This is a genomic window from Nocardia flavorosea (assembly GCF_015477805.1).
Lineage (GTDB): Bacteria > Actinomycetota > Actinomycetes > Mycobacteriales > Mycobacteriaceae > Nocardia > Nocardia flavorosea_A.
Window position 1 is genome coordinate 1,759,865 of sequence record NZ_JADLQL010000001.1, and the last position, 16,767, is coordinate 1,776,631.

The following is a 16,767-nucleotide window of genomic DNA, read 5'->3' on the forward strand; positions in this document are numbered from 1 at the left end:
GGTTGCCTGGCGCGATCGGTTCGGTCTGCGCTTCCCGGGTCGCCCGGCAGGCAGGAAGACATTGATCTCGGATCGACCACCGTAATGGGTGGCCGGTCCCTCTGAAGACATGAAGGAGTTCGCGACTATGGCTGCCGTCTGCGACGTCTGCGCCAAGGGCCCCGGCTTCGGGAAGTCGGTCTCGCATTCGCACCGGCGCACCAACCGTCGCTGGAACCCGAATATCCAGACCGTGCGTGCACAGGTCGCCCCGGGTAACACCCGCCGGATGAACGTGTGCACCTCCTGCCTGAAGGCGGGCAAGGTCGTCCGCGGCTGAGCCGCGCCGATCAACTGTGCCCCGATTCGCGGTGGTCGGGCGGTGAAAACCGCTGACTGCCGCATCGGGACAAGTATTCTCCGACATCGCCTCGCCCCGGCTGCCCCATAGTAGCCGGGGCGAGGTCGTGCGGGCGTCCGATCGGAGGGTTCACCTATCGATCCGAACAGTGCGGAGCAGCCGGGGTCCGGGCCGCCGTGGCGAATAGTTCCGCTCCGGCCGGAACACGCCCATGCGCTGGCGGTCTGCCATATCGCGTGCTGGCGTGAGGCTTATCACGCGCTGGTACCCGATCATGTATTGGCGGCCTTGGATCCGGAACGCCGTGCCGCCACGGTGGAACGGACGGCTCGCGAACCCCGCGGAACCTTCCTGGTGGCGGAATCCGGCGGCGAGGTCGTCGGGTTCGTCCACTACGGTGCGCCGAGCGAGTATCCGGCGGTCGCCGAACGGGAACTGAGCGCCCTGTACGTCCGGGCCTCCTGGTACGGCACCGGGCTCGCCCAGGCCCTGCTGGAGGCCGTGCTGATACCCGGAAAGTCCTGCTCATTGTGGGTTTTCGAGCAGAATCCGCGCGCCCGCGCCTTTTACAGCAAGTACGGTTTCGTACCCGACGGCACCGCCCGCGCGGAACGGTTCGCCACCACGACCGAGATCAGGATGGTGCGCCCCGCAGTAGAGTGCCGGTCATGAGCACCGAAACCGAATACATCCGGATCGAGGACGGGGTCCTGGAGATCACCCTGTCCACCGCGGCCCGAGGGACCTCCCTCGATTTCGCGGGAGTCGCCGCGGGAACCGCCGCCTTGGCCGCGGCGGGTACGGATGTGGGGGCCGTACTGCTCACCGGTTCCGGCCCCAACTTCTGCGCCGGTGGCGATGTCCGGGATTTCGCCGCCGCCGAGGACCGCTCCGCGCACCTGTACCAGCTCGCCGATACGCTGCACGTTTTCGTCCGCGCGTTGGATGCCGCGCCGGTTCCGGTGGTCGCAGCGGTACACGGCTGGGCGGCCGGCGCCGGTATGAGCCTGGTATGTGCCGCCGATATCGCGATCGGCGGCCCGGGCACGCGGATGCGGCCCGCCTACCCCGGTGTGGGGTTGAGCCCGGACGGCGGTATGTCGTGGACACTACCGCGGCTGGTCGGCGTCGCGAAGGCCCGCGACATCATGCTCACCGACACCGTGCTGGATGCCGCCGAAGCCCACCGCCTAGGCATTCTGGCGCGGCTCACCGGCAGCGACGACGCCGTCCAGGACGCCGCCCGCGAACTCGCCCGTACGCTGGCCCGCGGCCCCCGCGCCAGCTACACCTCGATCCGCACCCTGCTCAGCAGCTCTGCCACCGCGACCCTGAGCGAACAACTGGACGCCGAACGCGACGCCATGGGCAAAGCCGCCGGTAGCCCGACCGGCCGCGAAGGCGTCGACGCGTTCCTCGCCAAACGCGCCCCCGACTATTCCGGCTTGAGTTGATCCGGGCCCCTGACCGCGCATAACCCGCCTGTCCATCGTTCCGACCGCGAGATGATGCGCCGCAAGCGCGAATATCGCGGCGGTACACACGGGAACCCGCCGTCTGCGTCAGCGCATTGATGAGCTGGGGGTGCCGATCTGGTTCGGTCGCGGAATCCGAACCGGCCGGCGGCTGCGTGGTTTCTAGCAGCGGTCAGTTGCGCCGGCGCGTAGCACGAACCGGGCGACCGCCTCGGTGAAGGCGTCGTTGTCGTCACCGGCGGCGGTGTGGGCGGCATTGCCGATTTCGGCGATTTCCGCGTGCGGTACCAGTTCCTGGAATTCGGCGGCGCCTTCGGCACTGACGACATCGGATTTCATGCCCCGGACGAGCAGTACCGGGATCGTCAGTGCCCGGGCGACGCTCTCGAGGTTACGGGCCATCTCGGCGGGGTCGTGTCCTTTGTCACCGAGAATGCCCGGATCCCAGTGCCAGTACCAGCGCCCGTCGCGCTGCCGGAGATTACGGAGCAGGCCCGCGCTGGATTTCGGCCGGGGCCGGTGCGGCATATATTGCGCGACCGCGTCCGCGGCTTCTTCCACGGTGGCGAATCCTTCGGGATTCTTGTTGAGGAATGTGACGACCCGGTTGACTCCCGCGGGTTCGGGCCGGGTGACGATATCGACCAGGACCAGCGCCGAGATCGCCTCCCCGCCCGGGGCAGCGGTGGCCAGCAGGCCGGTTATCCCGCCCATACTGGCGCCGACCAGGACGGTCGGGCCGCCGCCCAGTTGTTCCAGTACTGCGTGTACATCGCCGACCATGGTCTCGTAGCGGTAATCGCGGTCGAGTGCCCATTGGCTGTCGCCGTGTCCGCGCGCGTCCATTGTGACCGCGCGGATTCCGGCGGCGCCGAGTTGCGCGCCCGTCTGTTTCCAGGAGTGCCGGGTTTGACCGCCGCCGTGCAGGAACAGCGCCGTCGGACCGTCCGCGGGGCCGTATCGGTCCGCAACGAGCTCGATCCCGCCCGCGCCACGGAACCGCAGCCGGACGGGATCGAGCAGATTGTTCGCATTACTCACGATTCGCAGCATCGCAAATATGCGGACGTTACGCCGTACGAACGGACAAAATCAGCAGTCCAGGTCCATCGCGCTGAGGGTCCGCTGGAACAGGCACGCGCCCTTGGCGTTCACCGACGCGGAGATCGTGGACGAACCGGACGAGGTGAAATCCTCGGCGACCGGCGCGGGTTCGGTGACCGGCTGGGCCGGCTGCAGGGTCAGCGGGGCCGCTCCAGCCGTCGCCCCGGCGCTGCCGGACAGGGCGGCGGCGCCCAGCGCGAGCGTGGCGGTGATGCCGCGCAGATTCATGGTGTGCTCCTCACTTGTTTCTTTTTCGACGCCCGGTCAGGGCAGGCGCCAGTCCACCGGTTCGGCACCGAGTTCGTCCAGGAGTTCGTTCACCCGGGAGAACGGACGCGAACCGAAGAATCCGCGCGACGCCGACAACGGTGACGGATGCGCGGACTCGATACAAGGCACCCCGGCTTGGGTCAGCACCGGTTTCAGCGAGCCGGCGTCACGCCCCCACAGCACCGCTACCAGGGGTTCGTTCCGGTCCACCAGGGCGCGGATGGCCTGTTCGGTGACCGGCTCCCAGCCCTTGCCGCGATGCGAAGCGGGCGTGCCGGGCGAGACTGTCAGCACGCGGTTCAGCAGCAGCACGCCCTGGTCCGACCACGGGCTCAGATCCCCGCTCGTGGGCGTGGGGTGGCCCAGATCCTTGCTGTACTCGGCGAAGATATTGGCCAGGCTGCGCGGGACCGGTGAAACATCCGGCGCCACCGAGAAGCTCAACCCCATGGCATGGCCCGGCGTGGGATAGGGGTCCTGACCGACGACCAGTACTCGCACGCCGTCGAACGGATGCTGGAAGGCACGCAGCACATTTTCCCCGGCCGGTAGATATCCGCGCCCGGCGGCGTTCTCGGCACGCAGGAACTCACCCATCGCCGCGATCCGGTCGGCCACCGGGTCCAACGCTTTCGCCCAGCCCGGATCGATGATTTCGGCGAGTGGTTTCGTGCCCATGACCGCACAACCTATCGTGAGTCGTCCGATTTCGCCGACTCCGAGCCGGAGAATGCCTCCCAGCCGGCCGGCCCCTGATAGCGCATACCGTCCACGATGACGCCTCGACCCGCCTCGATACGTCCGATGGAAGTCCAGCCGGGCGGCGGGGCCGTCCCGGGCGCCCACACCCCGGCGAACACATGATCCTCACCGCCGGTCAGAACCCATTGCCGGGCATCCGCTTCCAACTCCTCGGCACACAACCGCAGGCCGGGATCGTGCAGGGGTGCGGAGTCCACCGCTACCGCGACTCCCGAGGCGGCGGCCAGATGCCCGAGATCGGCGAGCAACCCGTCGGAGATATCGGTGAGCGCTTCCGGCGGCGCACCGGCGCCCATGGCCGCGCGAACCAGGTCGTAGGCCGGTTGCGGCGACCGGTGCGCGGCGACCGCGGCCGCCACTGCCCCAGCGGCCGGATCCCGGTCGCGGTCCACGGCTGCCTGGTGCGCCTGCGACAACAGGGCGAGCCCGGCCGCGGACCATCCCGGACGGCCCGCGATCGCCACCGTGCCCCCGACCCGCGCGCCCGAGCGGGTGACCGGCCGCTCACCCAGCGGATCACCGAAAGCCGTAACCGAGATCACCAGTTGCGCGCTGTGCACGATATCGCCGCCCGCGATGGATCCGCCCGCGCGTCCTGCCTCGGCCCAGAACCCGTCCGCGAGAGCTGTGACGAAATCGACCGGGGTATCGCCGGGCAGTCCCAGGCCGATCACGTACCCCACGGGCTCGGCGCCCATGGCATAGATATCCGCCGCGTTCTGCGCGATCGCCTTACGTCCGATCTCGTCCGGATTCGACCAGTCCAGCCGGAAGTGCCGGCCCTCGATCAACATATCCGTGCTCACGACGTATTGCCCGCGCGCGGCCGCCAGGACGGCGGCGTCGTCGCCGGGACCCAATCGGATGGCGGATCCCTGTATCCGGCCCGCGTTGATCCGGTCGATCAGGCCGAATTCGCCCAGGTCGCGCACTGTAGGTGGATTGCTGATCGCCGACACCTTCCTTACTTGCGCTACTACCGAACGGTCACCGAACTCCGGAACCGCCCGGCGCGCGATTCGGCCGGGCCGGCGAACCGGGGCACGGCGCCGAGCACCCGGCTCTCGTCGCGCAGGACCTCGATGCGCGGCACGTCCGGTCGCCGCGGACCGTGCTGACGGTAGTGCCCACCGCGACAGCAGCGTTGCCCCGCCCCGGTTGCCCGGATCGAATATGCGGCCTCGCGGGTCTGGACCGCGCACGGCGGCAGCCGTCGTCCGGCACTTTCCGCACTGACGGTACCCTGTGCCCGGTGGCCGAGAGCGGCCCCGCGACCTGCCCGCGGCGGCTGCACCGAAAGCCACGCTTGCGGCGGCGAGGCCGGGTGCCCGTATCCCGCGAACCCGGTGCACCGGCCCGGAGCAGGCTCCTGCGCCCCGTACCGGACAACCCATGTGCCACGCACCGCAGAAAGGACAGTCGAGGATGCCGGGGACATCGCCGGACGAGAACACCGAAACCCCCGGCAACGCGACCTCCGAACGCCCGCCCTACCACCCCGCCCTGATCGCGACCGCGGTCGCGTTGCCGGTGGCGCTGCTGGTAGGGGTCCTCGTCGCGGCGGTGATTGTATTGCGCGGCCCGGCCGAACGCGAACCGCTGGCACTCGGTCCGGTGCCGGCGCCCGCGGCCGACGGTCCGGCCTGTTCGGCGCTGCTGCCCGCGCTGCCCGCCGACCTCGGCGATTTCACCCGGTCCACCCTGGTCGACCCCGCCCCACCGGCGACGGCCGCCTGGCAGCGACCGGACGGCGGCGACGCGGTGGTGTTGCGCTGCGGTCTGGATCGTCCGCTGGAGTTCAATCGGGCTTCCCCACTGCAGGTGGTCAACGGGGTGCAATGGTTCGAGGTCCGCGACGATACCGCGGCCACTGCCACCTGGTTCGCGGTAGACCGCGAAACCTATATCGCGCTCACCGTTCCCGACGGCTCCGGGCCTACTCCGCTGCAGGCGGTCTCGGATGCCATCACTGCGCATCTGCCGGCACAGCCGCTCGATCCCGGTGAACTGCCCAACTAGTTTCTCCGCGAACTCGCCCACGGACGATTCGGCGCAACCCGGCCGGCCAGCGCATCCCGCCGGCTCAGCAGACCGGGGCGACTCGGCACACCCCAAGCCGATTCAGCACGCCGAGGACGACACAGCACAACCCTGGTCGACCCGGCACAACCCGAATCCGACCTAGCGCAGACCCGTTCCGCGGGCAAGGGCGGTATCGACGAGATTCGTCAGCAGCTCCGCATAACCCACCCCGGTTTCCTGCCACATCCGCGGATACATCGAGATCGGTGTGAAACCGGGCATGGTGTTGATCTCGTTGATCACCGGTCCGTCGTCGGTGACGAAGAAATCGACGCGCGCCAGCCCCTGACAGTCCAGTGCCCGGAAAGCGCGTACCGCCATCGTCCGGACTTCCTCGGCGATATCGTCGTCCAGTTTGGCCGGGACATCGAATTCGCAGACGTCGTCGAGGTATTTGGTGTCGAAATCGTAGAAAGCCGGACCGGCGGGCTTCTCCCCGGCGTCGGCGTCGGCGAGGTCCTCGGGCATCCTGATCTCCGCGAGCACACTGGCTTCCACCCGGCCGTCCGGGAATTCCAGCACACCGCATTCGACCTCGCGGCCGACGATCCCGGCCTCGACGATCACTTTCGGATCGTGTTCACGCGCGGTGGCGACCGCGGCGTCCAGATCGGCCCAGTCGGTGACCTTGGTGATCCCGATCGACGACCCGCCGCGGGCGGGTTTCACGAATACCGGCAGCCCGAGCCGCTGCCGATCCTGCGGTGTGACCGTCGCCGTGCCGGGCCGCAGCACCACCTGCACGCCCACGGGCAAACCGTCGGCGGCCAGCAGTTTCTTGGTGAACTCCTTGTCCATCCCGGCGGCGCTGGCCAGTACGCCGGGGCCCACGTACGGGATTCCCGCCAATTCCAGCATTCCCTGGACGGTGCCGTCCTCGCCGAATGGCCCGTGCAGCACCGGGAACACCACATCGACGGCGCCGAGCACGGTCTCCGGATCGTCGAGCGGCACCAGTGTTCCGGCGCGGCTGGCATCGGCGGCCAGCACCAGTTCGGTACCGCCGCCGGTCACCGACGGCAGGGTCCGGTCGTGGCGGGCGAGGGCGGCGATATCGATATCGGCGAGCAGCCAGGTCCCGGCGGGGGTGATTCCGATCGGCACCGCCTCGTAACGCTCCGGATCGAGGTTGCGCAGGACGGCACCGGCCGATACGCACGACACCGTGTGCTCGTTACTGCGACCGCCGAACACAACGGCTACTCTGATCCGGGTCATTACCGAACGGTACCCTGTCGCGCGACCGGATAATCCCGGCGCACCGGCCCCGGCGGCTCATTCGGGTTTGATCCGGCGCCCCAGCAGTTTCTCGAGCGCGGACCGCACGGCCAATCCCTCGTGACATACCTGATGGACGGCCTCGGTGAGCGGCATCTCGACCCCGTGCGCATCGGCGAGCGCGCGGACCGAACTACAGGACTTCACCCCTTCGGCGATCTGACCGTGGGTGGCTTCCTGCGCCACCTGCATGGATCCCCCGGAGCCGAGCGCCACGCCGAACGATCTGTTCCGCGAAAGCGGCGACGTGCAGGTGGCGATCAGATCCCCGACCCCCGCCAGCCCGGCCAGTGTTGCCGGTTCGGCGCCGAGTGCCACGCCGAGCCTGATGATCTCGGCCAGGCCCCGGGTCATCAGCGCGGCGATGGAATTGTCCCCGAAACCCATTCCGGAGGCGATCCCGCAGGCCAGCGCGATCACGTTCTTACAGGCGCCGCCGATTTCGCAGCCGATTACATCGGTGTTGGTGTAGGGCCGGAAGTAGCTGGTGACGCAGGCCCGCTGGATGGCCGCGGCCCGTTGTTCGTCGATACAGCCGATCACTGTTGCGGCCGGTTGCCCGGCGGCCAGCTCACCGGCGAGATTGGGGCCGGACAGAACCGCGATCCGCGCCGGATCCGCCCCGCTGACCTCCGCGATCACCTCGCTCATCCGCAGCAGAGTGCCGTTCTCGATCCCCTTGGCCACGCTCAGCAGTGTGGCGTCGGCGCCGATGCCGGGCGCCCACGTCTCGAGGTTCGCGCGCAGGGATTGCGATGGCACCGCGAGCACCACGATATCGGCGCCGTCCAGGGCTCGTTCGTGCTCGTCGGTGGCGGCGATCGGCGGCAGCTGCACCCCCGGCAGGTAGTAGGGGTTGCGGTGGTCGGTCGCCAGGGCCTCGGCGACCTCGGGCCGGCGGGCCCAGACGGTGACTTCGGTCCCGGCGTCGGCCAATACCTTCGCCAGTGTCGTACCCCACGATCCCGCGCCCATAACCGCCGCCCTCGTCATCAGCCCAGAATGCCATGACAGGATGGGGCCATGTGCCCGCACTCCGTGCACGCCGTCATCGCGGTGAAATCCCTGGACAGTGCCAAGAGCCGGCTCGCCGGTGTGCTCGCGCCGGCCCACCGGTCCCGGCTGGTACTGGCCATGCTCACCGATACCGTGCGCGCGGCCGCCGCGGTCCCCGCGATCGCGGCGATCACGATTGTCACCCCGGACCCGGTGGTAGCCGAGGCGACCCGCGCGCTCGGTGCCGAGCTGCATCCCGAACCGGTCCGCGCCCGCACCGACCCCGACGGCCTCAATATCGCGCTCGCCGATGCGGCGGCGGCCCTGCGGCACCGGCATGGAGCCGTGGACCTGCTGGCATTGCAGGCCGATTTGCCCGCCTTGTGCCCGGACGAGCTGGCGGCCGTACTGGCCGCCGCTGCCGGCGAACTGCGTGCGCTGGTGACCGATCACGCCGGGACGGGCACCGCGGCCTTGTTCGCGCCGTCGGGTGTCGGGCTACGGCCCCGTTTCGGCCGTGATTCGGCTCACCGCCATCGCGCCGACGGCGCGCGCGAACTGACCGGCGAGTGGCCGGGTCTGCGCCAGGATGTCGATACCGCCGCGGATCTGGCCGCCGTCCAAGCGCTGGGCACGGGCGTCGAGACCGCTGCCCTGCTGCGTGAACTGGGCCTGTCCTGTCGTGTTCGCGAAACGGTCACCCAGGTGTGCGGGCCGGTCGCCACCCCGTGAACTAGAGATAACAGTCACCGCCGGTATCTGCACACCGTCCGGTTCGTAGGGGATGATCGTAGGCGTGAGCGATACGGAAACCGTCAAGCAGCAGCAGGTGCTACCCACCCCGCCTCCGGCCGCCACCCAGATTCCGGCCGATGGGAAAACTCCTCGTTTGCCGGCCGATCGCTATCTCAACCGGGAACTGAGCTGGCTCGACTTCAATGCCCGTGTCCTGGCGCTGGCCGAAGACAATTCGCTGCCCCTGCTGGAACGCGCGAAATTCCTGGCGATCTTCGCTTCGAACCTCGACGAGTTCTATATGGTCCGGGTCGCCGGTCTCAAACGCCGCGCCGAAACCGGGCTTTCGGTGCGCTCGGCCGACGGCCGCTCACCGAGCGAGCAGCTCGAGCTGATCGCGGCCCGCACCCAGGATCTCGCCGTCCGCCACGCCGAGGTGTTCCTCACCGAGGTGCTGCCCGCGCTCACCGCGGAGGGTATCGAGATCATCGACTGGGCCGATCTGGCCGAGCCCGAGCGAGAACGGCTGTCGGCGCATTTCCAGGATCAGGTTTTCCCGGTGCTCACCCCCCTGGCCGTGGATCCCGCGCATCCGTTCCCTTATATCAGCGGGCTCAGTCTCAATCTCGCGGTCACCGTCCAGGACCAGACCACCGGCGGCGAGCATTTCGCCCGCGTGAAAGTTCCCGACAATGTGGACCGGTTCGTGCGAGTACGCCGGCCCGGTTCCGGCAACGGCGCCTCGATCGCGGCGTTCCTGCCGATGGAGGCATTGATCGCGGCGCATCTGGACCAGTTGTTCCCAGGAATGACGGTGGTCGAGCACCATTCGTTCCGGATCACCCGTAACGCCGATTTCGAGGTCGACGAGGACCGCGACGAGGATCTGCTGCAGGCGCTGGAACGCGAACTGGCCCGCCGCCGCTTCGGTTCCCCGGTGCGGCTCGAGGTTTCCGACGATATGACCGAGCATATGCTCGACCTGCTGCTGCGGGAACTGGAAGTCGATCCGGGCGATGTCATCCAGGTGCCGGGCCTGCTGGATCTGTCGTGCCTGTGGCAGGTGTACGGGGTGGACCGCCCGAATCTCAAGGACGTACCCTACGTTCCCGCGACCCCGCCGGCATTCGGTGAACGCGAAACCCCGCGCAATGTCTTCGCCGCCCTGCGCGAAGGCGATGTGCTGGTGCACCACCCGTACGATTCCTTTTCCACCAGCGTGCAGCGTTTCATCGAACAGGCCGCCGCCGACCCGCAGGTCCTGGCGATCAAACAAACCCTGTACCGCACCTCCGGCGATTCCCCCATCGTGAACGCGCTCATCGACGCCGCCGAGGCCGGTAAGCAGGTGGTGGCGCTGGTGGAGATCAAAGCGCGGTTCGACGAGCAGGCCAATATCAAATGGGCGCGCACCCTGGAACAGGCCGGGGTGCATGTGGTCTATGGCCTGGTCGGTTTGAAAACGCATTGCAAAACCTGCCTGGTGGTGCGGCGGGAAGGCTCCACCATCCGCCGCTACTGCCATATCGGCACCGGTAACTACAATCCCAAGACCGCCCGCCTCTACGAGGATGTGGGCCTGCTCACCGCGGCACCCGAGATCGGCGCCGATCTCACCGATCTGTTCAATTCGCTCACCGGCTATTCCCGAAAGGCCGATTACCGCAACATCCTGGTTGCCCCCCACGGTATCCGGGCCGGAATCATCTCCCGGATCGAACGTGAGATCGAATTGGCCCGCGCGGGCGCGGCGGCCCGGATTCGGCTGAAGGCCAATGCCCTTGTCGACGAACAGGTGATCGACGCGCTCTACCGCGCCTCGCAGGCGGGAGTTCCGGTGCAGATCGTGGTCCGCAGTATCTGCGGATTGCGGCCGGGGGTCCCCGGAATGAGCGACAACATCGAAGTGCGGTCGATCCTGGGCCGGGTGCTGGAGCATTCGCGAATTCTCAACTTCGCGGCGCAGGACGAGTTCTGGATCGGCAGCGCCGATATGATGCACCGGAATCTGGATCGCCGCGTGGAGGTCATGGCGCAGGTGAAAGACCCGAAACTACGGGAACGGCTGGATGGGATCTTCGAATCGGCATTGCATCCGATGACGCGCTGCTGGGTCCTGGATGCCGACGGTAATTGGTTGTCCCGCCCCGATCGGGTCGGCACCGGCCCCGACGGTGACGGGATCGAGGTCCGCGACCATCAGGTGTCGCTGATGCGCCTGCGCCGCCCGGATCAGCAGTGAACGCAGTGGACACCACGCATACCCCGCCGTCCTATCCGGATCCCCGGACCACAGCCAATATTCATGCCGCCGGCACAGTGCTGTGGCGGTACGCGCCCGATGCGGCCGGGCAGATGGAAATCGCCGTGATCCGCCGGCCCAAATACGACGACTGGTCGCTGCCGAAGGGAAAACTCGATCCCGGGGAAACTCCGGTCCTGGCCGCGGTCCGTGAAACCGAGGAGGAGACCGGGCTGCGGCCCCGGCTGGGCCGCTATCTGGGCAAGGTCACCTATCCGATCCCGGGGCATCGCCGGCTGAAACGAGTCGATTACTGGGCCGCCGAGGTGACCGGCGGTGCATTCACGGCGAACAACGAAGTCGACGAACTCACCTGGTGCCCGCTGGAGACGGTGATGTCGGCGCTGTCGTATCCGATGGATCGCCAGATCGTGCGGGCGTTCACCCGGTTACCGGCCGATACCCGGACGGCACTGGTGGTCCGGCACGCCAAGGCCGGGCGCCGCGACCGGTTCCGTGGCCCGGACGAACAACGCCCGCTCGAATCCGCGGGATATCAGCAGGCGCTCGCACTGGTGCCGAATCTGCTCGCCTTCGGCGCCGGGGAAATCCATTCCGCCGAACCGCTGCGCTGCGTGCAGACGGTGGCGCCGCTGGCCGAGGAACTGGGAGTCGAGGTGGCGGTGGATCCGCTGCTCGGGGATATCGGATACGCCGCGGATACCCCGAAGGCGCGGGAACATATCCGATCGCTGGCCCTGTCCGCCCGGGCGGTGCCCGTCCTGTGCAGTCAAGGCGACACCGTTCCGGATCTCGTCCGGTGGTGGGCGGAACGGGATGGGATGAAGCTGTCACCCGCCCGCACCCGGAAAGGGTCGGTCTGGGTGTTGTCCTTCGCGGGCGACCGTTTGGTCGCCGCCGATCATCTGGACCGATCGCTGTCGGTCGATACTGCGCCGGCGACCGGGTAGCGCCGAACCCTCACCGGCCGTGGAAACGGTCACGCCCCCGGGGATCGCCCGGGGGCTGGTCCGTCCGGCGTTTCGGTTGTGGGGGTCGCGAGCACGCGAGCCGAGATACGGCACGCGATACCCGTCGACGAGCACCGTTCGCGGGTCGGAAAGCCGTCGGGGATTTCCGCGGCATCCGCGGCCGGTCGAATCAGCGCGCCTTCTTGGCGGCTTTCTTCGCCGTGGTCCGCTTCGCGGTGGTCGCCTTCTTCGTCGCCGGGGTCTTCTTGGCGGTCGCCTTGGCCGTCGTCTTCTTCGCCGTGGCCTTGGCCGGGCTCTTCTTCGCGGTGGTCTTACGCGCCGCCGTCTTCGTAGCCGCCTTCTTGGCGGCGGTGCTCTTGGCCGGCGCCTTGGTGGCGGTCTTACGCGCCGTGGTTTTGGCGGGCGCCTTGGTGGCCGACTTCTTGGCGGTGGTTTTCTTCGCCGTGGTCTTCTTGGCCGTGGATTTCTTGGCCGCCACAGGAGCATTGACACCGCGTTTGACCGCCGGGCCGGTGGCCGCAAGCTTCTGTTTACCCGCGATTACCGCCTTGAACTGCGCACCGGGCCGGAAGGCCGGCACCGAAGTGGGCTTCACCTTGACGGTTTCCCCGGTGCGCGGATTACGCGCGACGCGCGCCGCCCGCTTCCGCTGTTCGAACACACCGAATCCGGTGATGGTGACGCTCTGTCCTTTGTGTACCGCACGCACGATCGTGTCGACCACATGCTCGACTGCCGCGGTGGCCGTGCGCCTGTCAGTACCCAACTTTTCGGTCAGAACGTCGATCAGTTCCGCCTTGTTCATTGAATCCTCCGCAGACTAATGGCCCGTCGTCGGACCGACTAGGTACCACGGTAAACCCACATTGGGCAAGAGTCTATGTGCCACGCCAAAATTCATGTGGCCTAGCACACGCACAGCTACCGCGTCATCCGAGGCGTCACTAAGAGGCCGAGAACATTACGCCTGCGAAATAGGTTCGGGAAGGGTCTTTGGTTTCCAACCCGGCCTTGCCTTTTCGAACTCGGCGATCACATCGCTACGCCGCAGGGTCAGGCCGATGTCATCCAATCCTTCCAACAGGCGCCACCTCGTGTAGTCGTCAATATCGAACGGCAACACGACGGTTCCTGCGGTCACCGTGCGCGCCTGGAGGTCGACAACCAATTCCAGTCCGGGCTGTTCCTCGAGCAACTTCCAGAGCATTTCGACATCATTCTGTGACATTCGCGCAGCGAGTAGACCACCCTTGCCCGCATTACCGCGGAAGATGTCGGCGAAACGTGAAGAGATAACTACCCGAAAGCCATAGTCCATGAGCGCCCAGACCGCGTGCTCACGCGACGATCCGGTGCCGAAATCCGGTCCGGCCACGAGCACGGAGCCGCGGGAGTACGGTTCGGTGTTCAGAATGAAGTTCTCATCGCCCCGCCATGCGGCGAACAGGCCGTCTTCGAATCCTGTTCGAGTCACACGCTTCAGATAGACGGCCGGGATGATCTGATCGGTGTCCACATTGGACCGGCGCAGCGGAACGCCGATCCCCTTGTGCACGGTGAAGGCATCCATGTATTTCTCCTGTTTCGAAGCTGATCGTAGGTTTCGGAATGCGGCGCGGCGGCTCAGTTCAGATCGGCGGGCGCCGACAGCCGGCCACGGACCGCGGTGGCCGCGGCGACCAGTGGCGACACCAGATGGGTGCGGCCCCCTTTGCCCTGCCGGCCCTCGAAATTCCGGTTGGAGGTGGAGGCGCAACGCTGGCCCGGCTCGAGCTGATCGGGGTTCATCCCCAGGCACATCGAGCATCCGGCCTGCCGCCATTCGGCTCCGGCCGCGGTGAATATCTCCCCGAGCCCCTCGGCCTCGGCCTGTTCACGCACCCGCATCGACCCCGGGACGACCAGCATCCGCACCCCGTCGGCGACCTTGCGGCCCTTCAGGACCCCGGCCACGGCCCGCAGATCCTCGATCCGGCCGTTGGTGCACGATCCGACGAATACGGTGTCCACCGCCACCTCACGCAACGGCATCCCCGGGGTCAAATCCATGTATCGCAGCGCTTTCTCCGCGGACTCGCGCTTGGTTTCGTCGGCGATCTGCGCGGGGTCCGGGACATTCTCGCCCAGCGGCAAACCCTGTCCCGGGTTGGTGCCCCAGGTGACGAACGGCGTCAGCGCGGCGGCGTCGATATGCACTTCCCGGTCGAAAACGGCGTCCTCGTCGGTCTTCAGCGCCTCCCACGCCTGCACCGCGGCATCCCAGTCCGCGCCCTGCGGCGCATGCGGCCGGCCTTTCAGGAACTCGTAGGTCGTTTCGTCCGGGGCGATCATCCCGGCCCGCGCCCCGGCCTCGATGGACATATTGCAGATCGTCATCCGCGCTTCCATCGACATTTTCCGAATGGCTTCACCGCGGTACTCGAGCACATATCCCTGCCCGCCGCCGGTGCCGATTTCGGCGATCACCGCCAGAATGAGGTCTTTACTGGTGACTCCGGGCGGCAATTCCCCGTCGACGGTGATCGCCATCGTCTTGAACGGCCGCAGCGACAGTGTCTGCGTGGCCAGTACGTGTTCGACCTCACTGGTGCCGATCCCCATGGCCAGCGCGCCGAACGCGCCGTGGGTGGAGGTATGGCTGTCCCCGCACACGACGGTCGTACCCGGCTGGGTCAGGCCCAGTTGCGGGCCGACCACGTGCACGATCCCCTGTTCGCGATCACCCATCGGATGCAGCCGGATTCCGAATTCCGCGCAGTTACGCCGCAGCGTCTCCACCTGAGTACGCGAAATCGGATCGGCGATCGGTTTGTCGATATCGACGGTGGGAACGTTGTGGTCCTCGGTGGCAATGGTGAGATCGGGCCTGCGCACCGGCCGCCCCGCCGTCCGCAGGCCGTCGAACGCCTGCGGACTGGTGACCTCGTGCACCAGATGCAGGTCGATATAGATCAGGTCGGGTTCGCGGGCCTCACCCTCTCCTTCACCGCGAGCGACGACATGCTGTTCCCATACTTTCTCGGCCAGCGTACGTGGCATTTTGCGATCACCTTTCGGGCCGGGCACCCGCCCCGGTGACCCCGCGGCGGATACGCGCTAGCTGGAATATCGCGACCCCATCCCACGACCCACCTGGGCTGTTCGTGATGGCATCTCAGAATGCAGGACGCTAATATCGTTGTATGAGACAGCATAGCGGTATCGGCGTTCTGGACAAAGCGGTGGCAGTGCTGTATGCGGTAGCCGAGCAGCCCTGCGGTCTCAACGAGTTGTGCGAACGCACCGGCCTGCCCCGCGCCACCGCCCACCGCCTCGCGGTCGGCCTGGAAACCCATCGCCTGCTGGCCCGTAACGGCGACGGCGCCTGGCGCCCCGGCCCCGCCCTCGGCGAACTCGCCGCCGGCGCCGCCGATCCACTGCTCGAGGCCGCGAGCTCGATCCTGCCCCGGCTCCGCGAGATCACGGGCGAAAGCGTGCAGCTGTACTGCCGCGACGGCAATCAGCGGGTTTGCGTCGCCGCCCTGGAACCGCCCGCCGGATTACGCGATACCGTGCCCATCGGCTCCCGGCTGCCGCTCACCGCCGGTTCGGCGGCGAAGGTCCTGGTCGCCTGGGCTGATCCCGATCTGCAGCGCAGCGTGCTCGCCGAAGCCATGTACACCGAACGCACCCTCGCCGATGTCCGCAAACGGGGTTGGGCGCAGAGCGCCGGCGAACGCGCGGCCGGGGTCGCGAGTATCTCGGCACCCGTGCGCGATCAGCAAGGTGCCGTCGTCGCCGCCATATCCGTCTCGGGCCCGATCGACCGGATGGGCCGCCGGCCGGGCGCCCGCTGGGCCGCGGATCTGGTGGCGGCGGCGGATGCCCTGCACCGCCGACTCTGAGCGGCAGGCAACCGCCGTCACTTATGGTGAGCCCATGGGAGTGAACCAACGGTCACAGATCGTGATGACCGACGCCGAGATCACCGATTTCCTCACCCGCAGCCGCGTGGCCACCCTGGCCACCCTGGGTAGCGACGGAAAACCGCACCTCACCGCCATGTGGTACGCGCTGATCGCCGATCCCGGCCGCCCCGACACCGTCCCCGAACTGTGGTTCGAAACCAAAGGCAAATCCCAGAAAGCCGTCAACCTGCGCCGAAATCCCACCATCACCTGCATGGTCGAAGCCGGCCAGACCTACGACACCCTGCGCGGCGTCTCCATCGAGGGCCACGCCGAAGTGATCGACGACCCCGAAAAACTGTTCGCCGTCGGCGTCAGCGTCTGGGAGCGCTACACCGGCCCGTACACCGACGATATGCGCCAGTACGTCGAAGGCATGCTGAACAAGCGCGTAGCGGTCCGCGTGGTACCCGAACGCATCCGCAGCTGGGACCACCGCAAACTCGGTCTCCCCGAAATGCCCCTCGGCGGTTCGACCGCGGGCGCCCTCGACGACTGAGCCCCGAGCCCGGGTGATTCCGATCACCCGGGCGGGCCCGCTGCC

General features: G+C 67.6%; 18 protein-coding genes. 9 read left to right on the forward strand and 9 right to left on the reverse strand.

Going from position 1 to position 16,767, the window contains the following annotated elements; all coding sequences use genetic code 11:
- The first annotated feature begins 127 nt into the window (after window positions 1-127).
- From rpmB to IU448_RS07895, 3 genes are all read left to right on the forward strand, one after another.
- A complete protein-coding gene (gene rpmB / locus IU448_RS07885; protein ID WP_011210730.1) occupies window positions 128-319 on the forward strand; it encodes a 50S ribosomal protein L28 in 192 nt (63 codons plus the stop codon).
- A gap of 252 nt (window positions 320-571) precedes the next feature.
- Window positions 572-1,012 carry a GNAT family N-acetyltransferase gene (locus IU448_RS07890; RefSeq protein WP_324188548.1) on the forward strand — a complete coding sequence of 147 codons (441 nt, stop codon included), beginning with the start codon at window positions 572-574 and terminating at the stop codon, window positions 1,010-1,012.
- A complete protein-coding gene (locus IU448_RS07895; protein WP_195054747.1) occupies window positions 1,009-1,794 on the forward strand; it encodes an enoyl-CoA hydratase/isomerase family protein in 786 nt (261 codons plus the stop codon). The genes IU448_RS07890 and IU448_RS07895 overlap by 4 nt, the downstream gene beginning before the upstream one ends.
- A 183-nt stretch (window positions 1,795-1,977) precedes the next feature.
- Here the strand turns inward: IU448_RS07895 and IU448_RS07900 are convergent, their stop codons facing one another.
- The 4 genes from IU448_RS07900 to IU448_RS07915 are packed head-to-tail and all read right to left on the reverse strand — an operon-like array spanning window position 1,978 to window position 4,910.
- A complete protein-coding gene (locus tag IU448_RS07900; protein WP_324188524.1) occupies window positions 1,978-2,856 on the reverse strand; it encodes an alpha/beta hydrolase in 879 nt (292 codons plus the stop codon).
- A 51-nt stretch (window positions 2,857-2,907) separates the two neighbouring features.
- Complete coding sequence (locus IU448_RS07905) at window positions 2,908-3,147, reverse strand: hypothetical protein (RefSeq protein WP_195054749.1); 240 nt, start codon at window positions 3,145-3,147, stop codon at window positions 2,908-2,910.
- Between the two features lie 36 nt (window positions 3,148-3,183).
- Window positions 3,184-3,867 carry a uracil-DNA glycosylase gene (locus tag IU448_RS07910; RefSeq protein ID WP_195054750.1) on the reverse strand — a complete coding sequence of 228 codons (684 nt, stop codon included), beginning with the start codon at window positions 3,865-3,867 and terminating at the stop codon, window positions 3,184-3,186.
- Between the two features lie 11 nt (window positions 3,868-3,878).
- Entirely contained in the window at window positions 3,879-4,910 is a 1,032-nt protein-coding gene (locus tag IU448_RS07915) for a thiamine-phosphate kinase (RefSeq protein WP_324188525.1), read from the reverse strand.
- Window positions 4,911-5,376: 466 nt separating this feature from the next.
- Between IU448_RS07915 and IU448_RS07920 the strand changes: the two genes are divergently transcribed.
- Window positions 5,377-5,970: a DUF3515 domain-containing protein gene (locus tag IU448_RS07920; RefSeq protein ID WP_195054752.1), complete on the forward strand. Its 594-nt coding sequence runs from the start codon at window positions 5,377-5,379 to the stop codon at window positions 5,968-5,970.
- Window positions 5,971-6,132: 162 nt separating this feature from the next.
- Here IU448_RS07920 and IU448_RS07925 read toward each other — a convergent pair whose 3' ends face one another.
- Both IU448_RS07925 and IU448_RS07930 read right to left on the reverse strand, forming a co-directional pair.
- Window positions 6,133-7,251: a D-alanine--D-alanine ligase family protein gene (locus IU448_RS07925; RefSeq protein ID WP_195054753.1), complete on the reverse strand. Its 1,119-nt coding sequence runs from the start codon at window positions 7,249-7,251 to the stop codon at window positions 6,133-6,135.
- A 57-nt stretch (window positions 7,252-7,308) separates the two neighbouring features.
- The gene (locus IU448_RS07930) at window positions 7,309-8,304 is read right to left on the reverse strand and encodes an NAD(P)H-dependent glycerol-3-phosphate dehydrogenase (protein WP_195054754.1); all 996 of its coding nucleotides are present in this window, start codon (window positions 8,302-8,304) and stop codon (window positions 7,309-7,311) included.
- Window positions 8,305-8,334: 30 nt separating this feature from the next.
- Here IU448_RS07930 and cofC point away from each other — a divergent pair, with 30 nt between their 5' ends.
- The 3 genes from cofC to IU448_RS07945 are packed head-to-tail and all read left to right on the forward strand — an operon-like array spanning window position 8,335 to window position 12,255.
- The gene (gene cofC, locus IU448_RS07935; protein ID WP_195054755.1) at window positions 8,335-9,039 is read left to right on the forward strand and encodes a 2-phospho-L-lactate guanylyltransferase; all 705 of its coding nucleotides are present in this window, start codon (window positions 8,335-8,337) and stop codon (window positions 9,037-9,039) included.
- Between the two features lie 52 nt (window positions 9,040-9,091).
- Window positions 9,092-11,284 carry an RNA degradosome polyphosphate kinase gene (locus tag IU448_RS07940; protein WP_195054756.1) on the forward strand — a complete coding sequence of 731 codons (2,193 nt, stop codon included), beginning with the start codon at window positions 9,092-9,094 and terminating at the stop codon, window positions 11,282-11,284.
- Complete coding sequence (locus tag IU448_RS07945; RefSeq protein WP_324188526.1) at window positions 11,281-12,255, forward strand: bifunctional NUDIX hydrolase/histidine phosphatase family protein; 975 nt, start codon at window positions 11,281-11,283, stop codon at window positions 12,253-12,255. The genes IU448_RS07940 and IU448_RS07945 overlap by 4 nt, the downstream gene beginning before the upstream one ends.
- Before the next feature lie 190 nt (window positions 12,256-12,445).
- Here IU448_RS07945 and IU448_RS07950 read toward each other — a convergent pair whose 3' ends face one another.
- The 3 genes from IU448_RS07950 to leuC all read right to left on the reverse strand — a co-directional run bounded on the left by IU448_RS07950 (window position 12,446) and on the right by leuC (window position 15,315).
- Window positions 12,446-13,081 carry an HU family DNA-binding protein gene (locus IU448_RS07950; RefSeq protein WP_195054757.1) on the reverse strand — a complete coding sequence of 212 codons (636 nt, stop codon included), beginning with the start codon at window positions 13,079-13,081 and terminating at the stop codon, window positions 12,446-12,448.
- A 156-nt stretch (window positions 13,082-13,237) separates the two neighbouring features.
- Window positions 13,238-13,846 (reverse strand): 3-isopropylmalate dehydratase small subunit, encoded by a 609-nt coding sequence (gene leuD, locus IU448_RS07955; protein ID WP_195054758.1) that lies wholly within the window; start codon window positions 13,844-13,846, stop codon window positions 13,238-13,240.
- Between the two features lie 53 nt (window positions 13,847-13,899).
- Window positions 13,900-15,315 (reverse strand): 3-isopropylmalate dehydratase large subunit, encoded by a 1,416-nt coding sequence (gene leuC / locus IU448_RS07960; RefSeq protein ID WP_195054759.1) that lies wholly within the window; start codon window positions 15,313-15,315, stop codon window positions 13,900-13,902.
- Between the two features lie 143 nt (window positions 15,316-15,458).
- Here leuC and IU448_RS07965 point away from each other — a divergent pair, with 143 nt between their 5' ends.
- Window positions 15,459-16,160: an IclR family transcriptional regulator gene (locus tag IU448_RS07965; RefSeq protein ID WP_195054760.1), complete on the forward strand. Its 702-nt coding sequence runs from the start codon at window positions 15,459-15,461 to the stop codon at window positions 16,158-16,160.
- 34 nt (window positions 16,161-16,194) lie between these two features.
- Window positions 16,195-16,722 carry a pyridoxamine 5'-phosphate oxidase family protein gene (locus IU448_RS07970; protein WP_195054761.1) on the forward strand — a complete coding sequence of 176 codons (528 nt, stop codon included), beginning with the start codon at window positions 16,195-16,197 and terminating at the stop codon, window positions 16,720-16,722.
- The last annotated feature ends 45 nt before the right edge of the window (window positions 16,723-16,767 follow it).